11 protein-coding genes are annotated in these 12,858 nt (G+C 60.9%); 6 read left to right on the forward strand and 5 right to left on the reverse strand.

Annotated elements, in window-relative coordinates:
• Positions 1-250 precede the first annotated feature (250 nt).
• Positions 251-1,243 carry a Bug family tripartite tricarboxylate transporter substrate binding protein gene (locus ABK249_RS31625; protein WP_227705474.1) on the reverse strand — a complete coding sequence of 331 codons (993 nt, stop codon included), beginning with the start codon at positions 1,241-1,243 and terminating at the stop codon, positions 251-253.
• A gap of 343 nt (positions 1,244-1,586) precedes the next feature.
• Between ABK249_RS31625 and ABK249_RS31630 the strand changes: the two genes are divergently transcribed.
• Complete coding sequence (locus tag ABK249_RS31630; RefSeq protein WP_227705473.1) at positions 1,587-1,841, forward strand: UbiD family decarboxylase domain-containing protein; 255 nt, start codon at positions 1,587-1,589, stop codon at positions 1,839-1,841.
• Positions 1,842-1,873: 32 nt separating this feature from the next.
• Here ABK249_RS31630 and ABK249_RS31635 read toward each other — a convergent pair whose 3' ends face one another.
• A complete protein-coding gene (locus tag ABK249_RS31635) occupies positions 1,874-2,662 on the reverse strand; it encodes an IclR family transcriptional regulator (RefSeq protein WP_227705472.1) in 789 nt (262 codons plus the stop codon).
• Between the two features lie 95 nt (positions 2,663-2,757).
• On the opposite strand from ABK249_RS31635, the gene ABK249_RS31640 reads away from it, so the two are divergent.
• Genes ABK249_RS31640 through ABK249_RS31660 form a run of 5 tightly spaced genes read left to right on the forward strand, consistent with a single transcriptional unit; the run spans position 2,758 to position 9,475 of the window.
• Positions 2,758-4,302, forward strand: coding sequence for a UbiD family decarboxylase (locus ABK249_RS31640; RefSeq protein ID WP_227705471.1), 1,545 nt, complete (start codon positions 2,758-2,760; stop codon positions 4,300-4,302).
• Between the two features lie 15 nt (positions 4,303-4,317).
• Positions 4,318-6,678 (forward strand): xanthine dehydrogenase family protein molybdopterin-binding subunit, encoded by a 2,361-nt coding sequence (locus ABK249_RS31645; protein WP_227705470.1) that lies wholly within the window; start codon positions 4,318-4,320, stop codon positions 6,676-6,678.
• Positions 6,675-7,433, forward strand: coding sequence for an enoyl-CoA hydratase/isomerase family protein (locus ABK249_RS31650; protein ID WP_227705469.1), 759 nt, complete (start codon positions 6,675-6,677; stop codon positions 7,431-7,433). Before ABK249_RS31645 ends, ABK249_RS31650 begins: the two co-directional genes overlap by 4 nt.
• Before the next feature lie 42 nt (positions 7,434-7,475).
• Entirely contained in the window at positions 7,476-8,702 is a 1,227-nt protein-coding gene (locus ABK249_RS31655; RefSeq protein ID WP_227705468.1) for an FAD-dependent monooxygenase, read from the forward strand.
• Positions 8,699-9,475 carry an IclR family transcriptional regulator gene (locus tag ABK249_RS31660; RefSeq protein WP_227705467.1) on the forward strand — a complete coding sequence of 259 codons (777 nt, stop codon included), beginning with the start codon at positions 8,699-8,701 and terminating at the stop codon, positions 9,473-9,475. The genes ABK249_RS31655 and ABK249_RS31660 overlap by 4 nt, the downstream gene beginning before the upstream one ends.
• A gap of 422 nt (positions 9,476-9,897) precedes the next feature.
• On the opposite strand, the gene ABK249_RS31665 is transcribed toward ABK249_RS31660, so the two are convergent.
• The 3 genes from ABK249_RS31665 to ABK249_RS31675 are packed head-to-tail and all read right to left on the reverse strand — an operon-like array spanning position 9,898 to position 12,849.
• Positions 9,898-10,683, reverse strand: a complete 786-nt coding sequence (locus ABK249_RS31665) for an SDR family oxidoreductase (protein ID WP_227705466.1) — start codon at positions 10,681-10,683, stop codon at positions 9,898-9,900.
• Positions 10,684-10,730: 47 nt separating this feature from the next.
• A complete protein-coding gene (locus tag ABK249_RS31670) occupies positions 10,731-11,504 on the reverse strand; it encodes an SDR family NAD(P)-dependent oxidoreductase (protein ID WP_280107542.1) in 774 nt (257 codons plus the stop codon).
• 10 nt (positions 11,505-11,514) lie between these two features.
• Positions 11,515-12,849: a dihydroorotase gene (locus ABK249_RS31675; protein WP_227705464.1), complete on the reverse strand. Its 1,335-nt coding sequence runs from the start codon at positions 12,847-12,849 to the stop codon at positions 11,515-11,517.
• Between the last annotated feature and the right edge of the window lie 9 nt (positions 12,850-12,858).

Consider the following 12,858-nt stretch of genomic DNA (forward strand, 5'->3'; position numbering starts at 1 on the left):
AGTGTCTTGACCGCCGTATCGACAACCGCGACTTGCTCAAATCCGAGGTTGACGCCTGGGAGCGGCGTCGAACCGAAAGTGGCGCTCAAATCCGATGGATGTTCTCGACAGACCAAGCCCGCGAAAAAGATGGCAAAGTCTTATCCAATACCTTTGCTCAACGAGTCATAATCTCTGGGACGTCACACTAGTATTGCAGCGCAAGCTTGAGACGAAGCCCGAGGATGGTTCTCAGGCTTCGCCTTTCCTATCATTGCTGCGGGATATTGGCGACCTTCACCAGGTCAGCCCAGGCGGCGATTTCCTTCTTGAGGAAGGCCTGACCCTGTTCCGGCGTACTGATATAGACAGCGCCGCCCTGTTCCTCGATGAACTTCTTCACGTCATCGCGCTTCAGGAGTTCGTTGAAATAGCCGTTCAGCTTGTTGACGATGGGTTTCGGCGTGGCGGCCGGCACCATGGTGACGAACCAGCCGACCTGATCCATTGGGAAGCCGGACTCAGTCATCGTGGGCACATCCGGTATTGCCGGCAGGCGCTCGGCGGAGCTGACCGCCAGGATGCGGTAGCGCTTTTCGCGATACTGGCCGAGCGAAAAGATCGGGTCCTGCGAGGCGAAGGCCACGGCGCCGCTCATGATGTCGTTCATCGAGTCGGCGCTGCTCTTGTAGGCCACTTCCACCGTTTCAAGGCCGGCCATCTTGACGTAGGTGGCAGCGAGCACCTTGCCGGACGTGTTGTTGACGGCGTAGCTTGCGTTTGAACCTTCCTTTTTCAGCAGCTCGGTCAGTTCCTTCATGTTCTGGATCGGGCTCGAAGTCGGTACGTTGATCATGAAGGGCTGTTTGTTGATCGTCGAAACGACTGCAAGATCCTTGTCCGCATCGAAGGGCGGGTTCTTGAACATGTGCATGTTGCCGGCGAGCGAGCTGCCGGTGTGGAAGAAGATCGTATAGCCGTCCGGCTTGGCGCGAACGACATACTGGCCGGCAATATTGCCCCCGGCGCCCGGCTTGTTCTCCACGATGACGGTGGAGCCCGTCAGCTTGCCAAACTGGTCGGCGAAATAGCGCACGACGATATCGGCGCCGCTGCCGGCCTGGAATGCGCAGATGAAGCTGACTGTCTGCTTTTTCGGATAATCGGCAGCAGCGTCCTGTGCTGAAGCCGGAGACCAGGCGGCGCCTGCAATGCCAAGCGCGATGCCTGCTGCAAGCATGGATCTGCGAGTGATAGTTTTCATCAAAATCCTCCCAATATTTCCCGCTGCCCAAGCGGCGCATCGGTATCGCCATTAGGACAGTGATTGGCGATTGTATAATTAAATTTAATTATGGCAATCTTCCTTGGCCAAGTGAGCTTTCGTTTTTATGCGTTTCTATCGGGCATTCTGCGATGCAGTTGAGTTCTCTAGGGCACTTTCGTCATCTGCGAAGGGTGCATGCAGACTTGTCTCAAATGCCAGGCGATAGGAAATTGCTGAATTCGATTCTTATGTATATCGTCAGGCGAGCACGAATTGGATATTTGCTGAATTTCATACAGTCATCATTGAGCTCGGGGAGGGAGTTTTATGAACCAGCCGTATGACGTCCGCACGCATGAAGCGCGGCGGCATGAAGATCTTCGCCCATTCGGCGGCCAGAAAGGCGCCTGCGACCCTCTTCGACAATTTTCCCGGTTACGCGCCCGGCATGCGGATCGTCTCGGGCATTCACAATTCCACGCGGCGGCTTGCCTACACGCTTGGCCTTCCCTCGACCGACAGCCAGATGGAACTGGTGAAGTCCTACCGCGCGCGGACGAACTCCGAGTTCAAGTTCATGCCCCCCGCGAGGTGAGCAGCGGGCCGATCCAGATGCGCACTCGCCGCTCAGACAGTTTCCAAGACCGCAGCTCCGAGTTCGGTGCTGATCTCCCGGGCGGCTGCGCGGATGCCGGAGGCGATCGGACCCTCGGGGCTAAGATCGATCGCTTCGCTGAGACCATGGGCGGAAACCGCGGCGCAGATGCGGTTCTCGTTATCGAAGATCGGCGCGGAAACGCCGAAGAAGCCCGTATGAAGCTGGCCATTCGTCACCGCGATCTGCTGACTGCGGACCGCGTTCAGCGTCTTGCTCGTCCATTCGAGAAAGTCCGGCGAAAGGCTGGCTTCGGAAGAGGCGATGCTCTTCCATTCCTTTTCCGGCAGATAGGCCATGAAGATGCGGCCAGTCGCCGTCTGCAGCACCGGAAGCACGTGGCCGACACGCACCGAGGCAGGTACAGGCAGGCGGCCGTCGACCCGGTATATGATTGTTGGGCCGCGATTGGACCAGACCGCCAGACTAACCGAAATGCCGTAGATTTCGAGGAAACGTTCCAGATGGCGCCGGGAGACTTCAACTACATCGAGCTGGTTGATCGCCGCGATGCCAAGCCGGATCGCCGCGGGGCCAAGCCCGTAACGGGCCGTCACCGGGTCCTGGACCACCAGACCGAGCCGCGTGAAGCTCACGAGATAAAGGTGCGCCTTGCTGGGAATCATGTCCGCCGCCGCCGCCAGCGCCTTCAGCGGCATCTTGGCGGGCGCCTGGGCCAGGACCTGGATCAGGGAAAAGCCCACTTCCACGGATTGGATGCCGCGGCGGTCGTCCGTTTCCTTTTTCTTCAATTCACTCATGACCAGCCTTCGACATTGACGACGTCCAATTCTTCAGAATAGTACAACAAAGTTCATTAATTTCAAATATCGCCGAAGGTCGAGTGGAGGATTGAATGTCGAGCGGTCTCAAAAAGGGTGATAGCAATTTCGCGCTGCAGGCTTTTCTGGATCGCCTGAAGGCGGCCGGCGAGCTTGAGGTGGAGGACGGCCGCACCGAGCTTCTCGACGTCGCGCACCGGCTCGACGGCAATTCCAGGGCGGTGCTGTTCAACGACGTCTGCAATGAGGGCATTCCTCTGGTCGGAAATGTCGCCGCGACCCGCGAACGGCTGGCGATCGCTTTCGATACGACCGTGCCGAACCTTCTCGCGGAAGTCCTTCGCCGGCTTAGCAAAACGCCCACCTTCAGGCAAGTTTCCCGCGATGAAGCGCCGGTGCAGGAAGTTGTGAAGCTCGGCAAGGACGCCGATTTCACCAAGCTTCCGGTGCATCTGCAGCATGAGATGGATGGCTCGCTTTATATCTCCGCCGCTGTCGATGTCGTGAAGGATGCGCGCACGGGGTTGACCAATGTCGGCATGCGCCGGCTGATGCTGCGCGGGCGCCATGATGCCGGCGTCGATCTCGTGGCGCCGAGTGACCTCAAGGCGATCTACGAGTATGAGGCGCAGCAGGGCAAGCCGCTGCCGATTGCCTTCGTGGTCGGATCGCATCCGATCGATCAGGTGGCCGCGACCATGCGCATTCCGGTCGATGAAGTCGGCCTCATTGCCACGCTGCGCGACGAGGCGCTGCCGCTCGTGAAATGCGTCACCAACGACCTCATGGTGCCGGCGGACGCGGAATTCATCCTGGAAGGTTATCTGAGTGCCGAGGGTCATGTGGAACCGGAAGGGCCATATGGCGAATTCCTCGGTTACTACGGCGGCGTGAAGATGAACCCGGTCTTCCACCTGACCGCCATCACCCACCGCGCCAAGCCGGTCTTCCAGACCTCGACCATTGCCGGCCGCCAGCTTGCGATCACCGATGCGGCGCAGCTCATTGCGTTGCGCACCGAAGTGACCGTCTGGCGGGCTCTGCAGAATGCCATCCGCGAGCCGCTCGGCGTCTATGCGACCACATCCTCCGGCGGCATGTTCAACGTGCGCATCTCCATGCGCCAGCGCGTGCCGGGCGAGGCACGCAATGCGATCGCCGCCGCTTTCGGTTCGCTCGCCAACGTCAAGCACATCTTCGTCTTCGATCCGGATATCGACATCTTCTCCGACCAGCAGACCGATTGGGCCTTTGCGACGCGCTTCCAGGCGGATCGCGATCTGATCGTCGGTTCCGGTTATCGCGCCCTGCCGCTCGATCCCTCGCTGGCCGGGGCCCATCTGGGTTCGAAAGCGGGTTTCGATTGCACCATGCCGATCGAGGTGGCCCGTTCCATCGAAGGCCGCATCCCGAGCCCGCCGGCTCTCGAAGGCCCGCGTTTCGCTTCGCTGGAAGCGGCGCTCCTCGATGGCCCGAAAACCTTCAACGCGCTGATGACCGCCACCGGTTCGCGTGACGGTCGCGAAATTCTCGAAGCCTTCGACGATTTCCGGGCCGCGGGGCGGCTGAGCCGGACCAGGGATGGCGCCTGGACACTTGACGCCAAGGCTGCCGGTTGAACGGGGTGTAAAGGCATGTCGATGGAACCGCCCGCCAGCAGACGCCCTTTCATCGGCCGACCGATGCCGCGGTTCGAGGACCGGCGGCTGGTCACCGGCAACGGGCGCTACACGGATGATTTCCGGCTCGAAAACGAGTGCCATGCGGTGTTCCTGCGCAGTCCCTATCCGTCGGCGAAGATCGTCTCGATCGATCCGTCGGCGGCGTTGGAATATCCAGGTGTTCTGGGCGTCTTCACCGGCGAGGACTATGTCGCGGCGGGCGGCAAGCCGATCAACCATCTCGCCGACCCGGCCGATGCGCGCGACCACACGAAGCGTGCCTTCCGGCACAACCCGGACAACATTTCCTTCGATATCCACCAGCTTCCGCTGCCGCTCGACCGCGTGCGCTATGTCGGTGAGCCGGTGGTCATGGTGGTCGCCGAAAGTGCGGCCATCGCCCAGGATGCGTCTGAACTGGTGATGATCGAATACGAGGAGCTTCCCTTCGTCATCGATGCACGGGAAGCCCTTGAGCCGGGCGCCCACCTGCTGGAACCGGAGATCCCAGGGAATTTGGCCGTTCGGGCGACATTCGGCGATAAGGAGAGGACGAAGGCGGCGCTTGAGGGCTCGGCGCTGGTCATCGAAAAGATCTTTGTCAATCAGCGCATTGCCAATGCGCAGATGGAGCCGCGTTCGGCCATGGTGCGCTACGATGCGAAGGCCGGCCGATATCACATGATCGCCGGCAGCCAGGGTGCCATCCGTCATCGTGACACGATGGCCGCATGTCTCGGTATTACCAAGGATGAGATTGAGGTTATCTGCCCGGATACAGGCGGCGGTTTCGGCCCTCGCACCAATCTTTCGCCGGAACAACCAATGCTGGCGATCGCGGCAAAGCAGCTCGGCCGGCCGGTGCGCTGGACGAGCACCCGCACCGAATCTTTCATGTCCGACTATCAGGCGCGCGACATGGTGCATCACGTGCGGATGGGGTTTACGAAAGACGGGCGAATCACCGGTTACGCAGTGGAAATGACCGGCAATGTCGGCGCCTACACAGTCGCCTACGTGCCGATGGCGAACAGCTATCGCGTGCTGACAACGGTCTATGACGTGCCCTTTGCCTCGGTTGAGATCCGTGGCGCGATGACCAATACCGTGCCGACCGCGCCTTTCCGCGGCGCCGGCCGGCCGGAAGCACATTTTGCGATCGAACGGCTGATAGATATCGCCGCCTTCAGGCTCGGTATCCACCGGCTGGAAATCCGCCGCCGCAACCTCGTCCGTAAGGATCAACTGCCCTATACCTCCGCCATGGGCCTGACCTATGACAGCGGCGATTTTGCCGCCAACATGGACAGGGCGTTGGAAGCCGCCGACTGGCAAGGTTTCGAGGCGCGCCGCGCGGAATCCCGCTCGCGTGGCAAGTGGCGTGGCATCGGTTTTTCCAACTATGTGGAATCGCCGGTCGGCATCCCACATGAGCGGATTGACATGTCGGTGAGGCCACGGGAGCGGCGCATCGACGTGGTTACTGGTACGCAATCGACCGGCCAGGGGCACGAGACGACCTTCGCCCAAGTGGTGGCGGACCTCCTGCATGTGGAGCCGCAACAGGTACGGCTGATTTCCGGTGATACGCGGATCGTGCAATCCGGCGGCGGGTCTCATTCCGACCGTTCCATGCGGCTCGGCGGTATGCTGCTTGTCGAGAATTCGAAGAAGCTCGTGGCGCAGATCAAGGAGATCGTCGCCGACTATCACCAGACGACGGTGGACAACGTTTTCGAGAAGGATGGGCTCTGGCGGGTCAGCGACAGCAACGAGGCGCTGACGATCTTCGAGGTGGCGGAAATTGCCGAAGAGGTGGGCACCGTGCTTGCCTCGACGGCAAGTTTCACGGGCCGCATGCCGGCCTATCCGACGGGCGCCGCGGTCTGCGAACTCGAAATCGACATGGAGACCTTTGCCGCTCGGATCTTGCGCTACACCTCGATCGATGACGCCGGCCAGCCGATCAATCCGCTGATCCTCGACGGGCAGGTGCATGGCGGCATCGTGCAGGGCACCGGCCAGGCGCTGGTCGAGCAGGTGATCCACGACAAGGCAAGCGGGCAGCTGATTTCCGCGACCTTCCTGGATTACGCCATGCCGCACTCGGATCAGTATCCGAGCTTCTCTGTCGCGCTGGTCGAGGACCCGACAAGCGGCAATCCGCTGCGCGTGAAGGGCGGCGGCGAAAGTGGCATCACGCCGTCGCTTGCCACGACGATCAACGCCGTCGTCGATGCGCTTTCGGATTTCGGCATCGAACATATCGACATGCCGGCGACGCCGGCACGCATCTGGTCCGCCGTCCAATCCAAACGGGAGAGTTCGCGATGAGCTCCGTATCCAGCACAGCCGCCGGAAATGTGTCGAGCACCCTGGCCCCTGACGGCTGCCTCGAAATCGTCATTGGCAATCCGGCCGAGGCCAATCTGCTGACCTTTGCGATGACCTCGACCTTTCTGGCGGCCATCTCCGACCTGCCGGAGGGCACGAAATTCGTGCTGATACGCGGCAACGGAGCGGATTTCTGCGCCGGCCGCACCTCGCCCATGCCCGACCCGTCGACCAAGCCGACGGCACGCACGATCCGCGAGCGCGTCGCCGATCCGGTGCTGGATTTTTACGAGGCGTTGCGGTCCGTGCCTGTGCCGGTCATCGCGGCGGTTTCCGGCCGCGCCTTCGGCGTCGGCTGCGCGCTGGCGGGGTTGGCGGATATCGTGATTGCCGACGAGACGGCGAAATTCGTCGTGCCTGAGCTGGAGCGGGATATTCCGCCGCTTCTCGTCATGACCGGGCTTGCCGATCGGATCGGCCGCGCGGCGCTCGCTCGCCTCGTCCTATCGCGCGAGGCGTTTTCCGCTACGGCGGCGGAAAAGCTCGGCCTCGTTTCGGAAACCTGTGCCGCCGACGAACTTGATGCGCGGATCGCCTTCTACCGGCAGAAGCTTTCCGCCAATTCGGCGGTCACGCTTTCTGCCGTGAAGGCGTTCCTCAATCTTTCGCCGGAAATGAGCTTTGCCGCAAGGCGGGCCTATGCGGCGGACAGTATTGCGACGGCGGTCTCGGCCCGCTTTGGCCAATCGGCCTGATCGGCATCCAAGAACATCGAATTTACAGGGGAGTAGGATTTCATGGCGGATCGGGCAAAGGTGATCATCGGCGGTGCCGGCATCGGGGGCCTCATTGCGGCGCTTGCGCTGATCGAACGCGGTTTCGAGGTCGAAATCCATGAACAGGCGCCGGAACTGAAGGAAATCGGTGCGGGCCTGCAGCTTGCGGCCAATTCCACCCGGCTGATCATCGATATAGGTCTTGGGCGCGAACTTGCCGACATCTCCTGGGAGCCGCAGGGCAAGGAAATCCGCCTGTGGAGCACCGGCCGCGTCTGGACTCTCTTCGATCTCGCGCAGGAATCCGTCGACCGATTCGGCGCCCCCTATTACATGGTTCATCGCGCCGATCTGCACCAGATGCTGGTGGATGCGGTGGACAAGCGGGCGCCGGGTGCCATCCGCCTATCGTCGCGGATCATCGACTTCATTGAGGACGACAGGGGCGTGCATGTGGTCAATGCTGACGGCCGGCGCTTTTCCGGTGATCTCCTCATCGGCGCGGACGGCGTCCATTCCGCCGTGCGCGGAAAAATCTTCGGTGCGGCCAAGCCTGAATATACCGGCCTAATGGTCTGGCGCGGCATCATCCCCGCGAAGAAGCTGCCGGAACATCTGCTGCGACAGGTCGGCACCAATTGGGTCGGGCCGAACCGGCATGTGATCCAGTATATGGTTCGCCGCGGCGAGCTGATGAATTTCGTCGGCGTTGTAGAGCGCGGCGACTGGACGGTGGAATCCTGGACGGCGGCAGGCAGTCATGCGGAATGCCACGCGGACTTCGAGGGCTGGCACGAAGACGTGCATACGATGATTGAGAATATCGAAGTGCCCTACAAGTGGGCGCTGATCGGCCGCGCGCCGATGCAGGCCTGGTCCGAGGGCCGGACGACGCTGCTTGGCGATGCCTGCCATCCGACGTTGCCTTTCCTGGCGCAGGGTGCCGGGATGGCGATCGAGGACGGCGTGGTACTTGCCCGTTGCCTAGATGCCTTCTGGCCGGATTACGAAACGGCGCTCTTGCGTTACGAGGCGCTCCGCCTGGAGCGCACCTCGCGGGTGGTCACCGGCTCGCTCGAAAACGGACGGCGCTTCCATAATCCCGAAATGGCGAATAAGGAAACAGCGGAAGCTTATGTAACGCGCGAATGGCGGGGCGATCGTGTTAATGCGCGTTATAACTGGCTATTCGAATATGATGCGAGTTCCGTTCCCTTGAACGAAAAATCCGTCGCGGAGATTTCATGAATGTAGAAGACAGCGCTGAGACCGACCGCGAACAGGGGTTCGTGCAGACCATCACGGTCGGGTACCGGTTGGTTCAGGCGCTGGAACAGGGTGGCCGGGGGCAGACGCTGAAGGCTGTCGCGGCGGCGGCGGACATGCCATCCTGGAAAGCCTATCCCTACCTCGTCAGCTTGGCGCGCATGGGGATCGTCGTCCAGAATCCCGATACGCTATGCTACGGGCTCGGCCCCGGCGCGGCCATGCTAGGACTTTCTGCCATTTCCCAGGCAGATGTCCTCTCGCTTGCACCAGAAAAGATGCAGATACTGCAGGATCAGGTGCAGTTGCCGGTCTATCTCTCGGTGCTCGGCAATCTTGGCCCGACCATCGTGCGCAAGTTCGACTGGGATTCGCAGCTTCTGGTGACGATGAAGCTGGGGCATGTGTTACCACTCATGTCGTCGGGCACGGGCGCAATCTTTTTAAGCTATCTCCCGCTGCATCAATTGACCGGTATCATCCGGCAGGAAACGGGAAGAGATCCGGATCTTGCGGCGATTGAGGAGATTGTCACCCGGACGCGACGCGACGGGGTGGCGGTGTCCGAACGGGCGTTCGACCTCGCTTTCTGCTCCGTTTCAGCCGGCATCTTCGATCACGAGGAACATCTGGTTGCGGCAATCACCATTCTCGGCATTAAGGGCCGCACCGATCTTTCGCTGGAGAGCAGAGCGGCAGAGCTGGTGCTCGATACGACCAGGGACCTCTCCCGAACACTTGGATCGTCTACCTAGATGTTTGATCCTGGGCGGAGTTTCAAGCAATGATACTAGCAGGCCCGAGACCTTCGCCCGAACTTATCAAATCGCCGACTTTCGAAACAGCTGAACCGATTCATCCGGCAACTGATCGGCGCGCCGGACCGAAAGTCTGATGGTAGACGCGTCATTCGGATCCGGTGCCAATCGCGGCGAGGCGCGACCCAGCAGGAAGAAGACAAGATCCCCTGCCCGGCTTCAAACTCGTTGCCGTCAATGACGAGCTTGAAGAGGCTCGAAACCATGGCAAGGATCTGTTGTTTTCTCCTCAAGGATAGCGTTGGCGACCGTCTCCATGCGAACGGCCGAGATCTTGCGGCGCAAAATACTTTTCGGGACGGACCTGGTCATGTCGACGACATGCCAGCAATTTCTCCCAATCGATCAACATTGTTGTCTCAAACACTTGCGATCAAACCGCCATCGACACGGATGACAGAGCCGGTGAGGTAGGATGCCCGGCTGCTGGCCATGAATGCAACGACATCGGCATACTCGTGCGGATCGCCGTAGCGGCCCACAGGGATCGAGGCGGTGCTGGCGGATGAGATCTCTTCCAAAGCCTTGCCTTCCCGTTTCGCCTTCTGCTCGTCGAGGAAGGTAATACGTTGGGTGGCTACGCGACCGGGCAGGACGACGTTGACCGTTACGCCATCGCGGCCGACTTCGCCGGCCAGCGTCTTCGACCAGCCGAGAAGCGACATGCGCAGCGAATTGGAAAGTCCGAGGTTGGGGATCGGCGCGACGACACCGGACGATGTCGAGGTGATGATGCGGCCCCACTTGTTTTCGCGCATCTTCGGAAGAACGGCATCGCTGATGGCGATGACCGACAACACCATGCTGTCGAAATATTTCCGCCAACTGTCAGCGCTCTGACCGAAAACCAGCGTCGGCGGCGGGCCGCCGGTGATATTGACGAGAACGTCGACCGGACCAAGCTGGTTTTCGATGACGGCGAGGTTGGGTGCGATGACGTCGAGATCGGCAAGATCCCATCCAAGCGGCATTGCCGAGCCGCCGGCGGTGCGGATATCGACGACCGTCTTTTCCGAAGCGTCCTTATTGATGTCGGCAACTGCAACCTGTGCGCCTTCTCCGGCAAGCGTTTTGGCGATCGCTCCGCCAAGTCCGCCGCCAGCTCCCAGTACAAGTGCTGTCCTGCCCTTCAATCCCAGATCCATGGGCTGTTTCCTTTCGGTTCGGTTGTTGTCGGTTTTCCGGCGCGCGATCAGCCGGCCATCCAGCCGCCATCAACCATCAGATTGACGCCGGTCATGTAAGTCGCCATGTCACTGGCGAGAAAGGCGGCAGCACTCGCCACGTCGCGGGGCTCACCAAGCCGTGGCCACGGGGTGCGCCGTCGCGAATAGTCGAGAGCATCGGGATCGTTGGCGACACCCGGCTTGCCGGTAATGATCTTGCCCGGCGCGACCGCGTTGCAGATGATGCCGTCCTTTGCATGATCAACGGCGATCTGCCGGGTCATCTGCACGATGGCACCTTTGCTGACGCCATAAGGGAAATCGCCGGGGCAGGCGACCATGCCGTGTTGAGAGGAAATGTTGATGATGCGCCCGCGCGTGTCGCCGACAGGATCCTGCGTCAGGAATTGTTGCACCGCCCGTTTGCAGCCGTGGAAATAGCCAGTGACATTGACGGATAACACCCGGTGCCATTGTTCAGCGGTGGTCTCGATCAGATTGGTGGAGGTGTAGATCGCGGCATTGTTGACCATGACGTCAAGGCGGCCGAATTCATCAACGGCCGCAGTGATCAAAGCATCGACCTCGCTCCACCTTGAAATGTCCGTCTTGATGAACGCACCGCTGCTGCCCCGTGCGAGAATACGGCTAAGCGTCGTTTCTCCGCCCTCGATCGGGTCTTCGATGATATCCGCCACGACGACGGTTGCACCCTCTTCAGCGTAGCGCAGGGCAATGGCGCGACCGAGACCGGAGCTCGCGCCCGTCACGATAGCGATTTTCTTATCCAGCATGGGCATAAAATGCTCCTTAGTCGCCGTGCCGGACAACCCGGCCCCGGTTGGGCAATGTCAGGACGCCGTCGCGGACGATATGTTCGCCGTGCAGGAAGACATCGGTCAGCCGGCCCGCAACGACACGACCATCGAAGGGCGTGTAACCGGCACGCGTGGCCTGCAGTGCATTGGAGATGACGGTGGATTGGTTGAGATCGACGGCGATGATATCCGCATCAAGGCCCACGGCGATCGCCCCTTTCGAGCGGCCAAGTCCGAAGCGCCTCGCGGGATTGAGCGAGCACATGCGGACGAGCCCGGACAGATCAATGACGCGGCGCCCGACAAGCTCGAGCATCACGGCAAGCAGCGTCTGTAATCCGGGCATGCCGCCGGGAATATCTGCGAAGGTTGTGTAGCGCGCTGCCTTTTCGGCCGGCATATGCGGCGCGTGGTCGGTCGCCATGATGTCGATCAGGCCATCAGAGATGGCGCGGTGCAAAGCATCGACATCCCGCGACTCGCGCAGTGGTGGAGATCCCTTGAGGTTGGCACCCATGCTCGCGTAATCGTCCGCCGTGAAGAAGAGGTTTTGCGGCGTCGTCTCGACCGTCGCGTCGGCCAGATCGCGCAAACGCCGCCAGATCTCGACTCCCAATGCGGAATTGATCTGTCGGACATGGATGCGCGTGCCGGTTTCGGCAGCTGCCAGGATCGCGCGGGCAATGCCGCCAGCTTCCGCAAGCGGCGGGCGGCTGGCAAGGAAATCCTGGATGTCTCCCTTACCACCAGCTGAGGCACAGCCGGCGAGGATCGACTGGTCTCCGGGCGAAATGCCGATCAGAATGTCGAGGCCGGCGAGCCGCCGCAAGATCCGCGTGACCGCGTCGATATCAGAAAACAGATAGGCTTCGGGCACGTCTGCCGTGAAGAGCTCCAGCGAAACGGGCTTGAGGTCAAGAAGCGCGTCGAGATCTTGACCGTTCCGCTTGATCACCGCCTGGAAACCAACATCGATATGCAGCCGCTCGCGCGCCATCTCCATCTTGTCTGATAGCTGGGCGGCGGTCGCCGTCCAGGGATCGTCCGTCGGCATGTCGAGGATGGTGGTCACCCCGCCGAGAGCCGCAGCTTTCGTACCGCTCTCGAAATCCTCCTTATGCGTCAATCCAGGTTCGCGCAGATGGACATGCGCATCAATCAGGCCGGGAAGCAAAAGCCGTCCACCGGCATCGATCATTGTCCGGGCATCGGACTGCATTCCGGGCGGCAGCAATGCAGCGATGCGCCCATCGCTGATGCCCACGTCGGCCTGCCTTTCGCCATTTGCATTGATGACGGTTCCACCGGTGATCAGCGTGTCGAACATACAAGGCCC

Origin of the sequence: Neorhizobium phenanthreniclasticum, from assembly GCF_040066075.1 — a bacterium.
GTDB classification, from domain to species: domain Bacteria; phylum Pseudomonadota; class Alphaproteobacteria; order Rhizobiales; family Rhizobiaceae; genus Neorhizobium; species Neorhizobium petrolearium.

Bases quoted from the DNA above. Each gene is read 5' to 3' on its own strand.
- ABK249_RS31640 (WP_227705471.1), top strand. From the start codon at position 2,758: ATGTCGAGCGGTCTCAAAAAGGGTGATAGCAATTTCGCGCTGCAGGCT.
- ABK249_RS31650 (WP_227705469.1), top strand. From the start codon at position 6,675: ATGAGCTCCGTATCCAGCACAGCCGCCGGAAATGTGTCGAGCACCCTG.
- ABK249_RS31655 (WP_227705468.1), top strand. From the start codon at position 7,476: ATGGCGGATCGGGCAAAGGTGATCATCGGCGGTGCCGGCATCGGGGGC.
- ABK249_RS31665 (WP_227705466.1), bottom strand. From the start codon at position 10,683: ATGGATCTGGGATTGAAGGGCAGGACAGCACTTGTACTGGGAGCTGGC.
- ABK249_RS31670 (WP_280107542.1), bottom strand. From the start codon at position 11,504: ATGCCCATGCTGGATAAGAAAATCGCTATCGTGACGGGCGCGAGCTCC.
- ABK249_RS31675 (WP_227705464.1), bottom strand. From the start codon at position 12,849: ATGTTCGACACGCTGATCACCGGTGGAACCGTCATCAATGCAAATGGC.
- ABK249_RS31635 (WP_227705472.1), bottom strand. From the start codon at position 2,662: ATGAGTGAATTGAAGAAAAAGGAAACGGACGACCGCCGCGGCATCCAA.
- ABK249_RS31645 (WP_227705470.1), top strand. From the start codon at position 4,318: ATGTCGATGGAACCGCCCGCCAGCAGACGCCCTTTCATCGGCCGACCG.
- ABK249_RS31630 (WP_227705473.1), top strand. From the start codon at position 1,587: ATGACGTCCGCACGCATGAAGCGCGGCGGCATGAAGATCTTCGCCCAT.
- ABK249_RS31625 (WP_227705474.1), bottom strand. From the start codon at position 1,243: ATGAAAACTATCACTCGCAGATCCATGCTTGCAGCAGGCATCGCGCTT.
- ABK249_RS31660 (WP_227705467.1), top strand. From the start codon at position 8,699: ATGAATGTAGAAGACAGCGCTGAGACCGACCGCGAACAGGGGTTCGTG.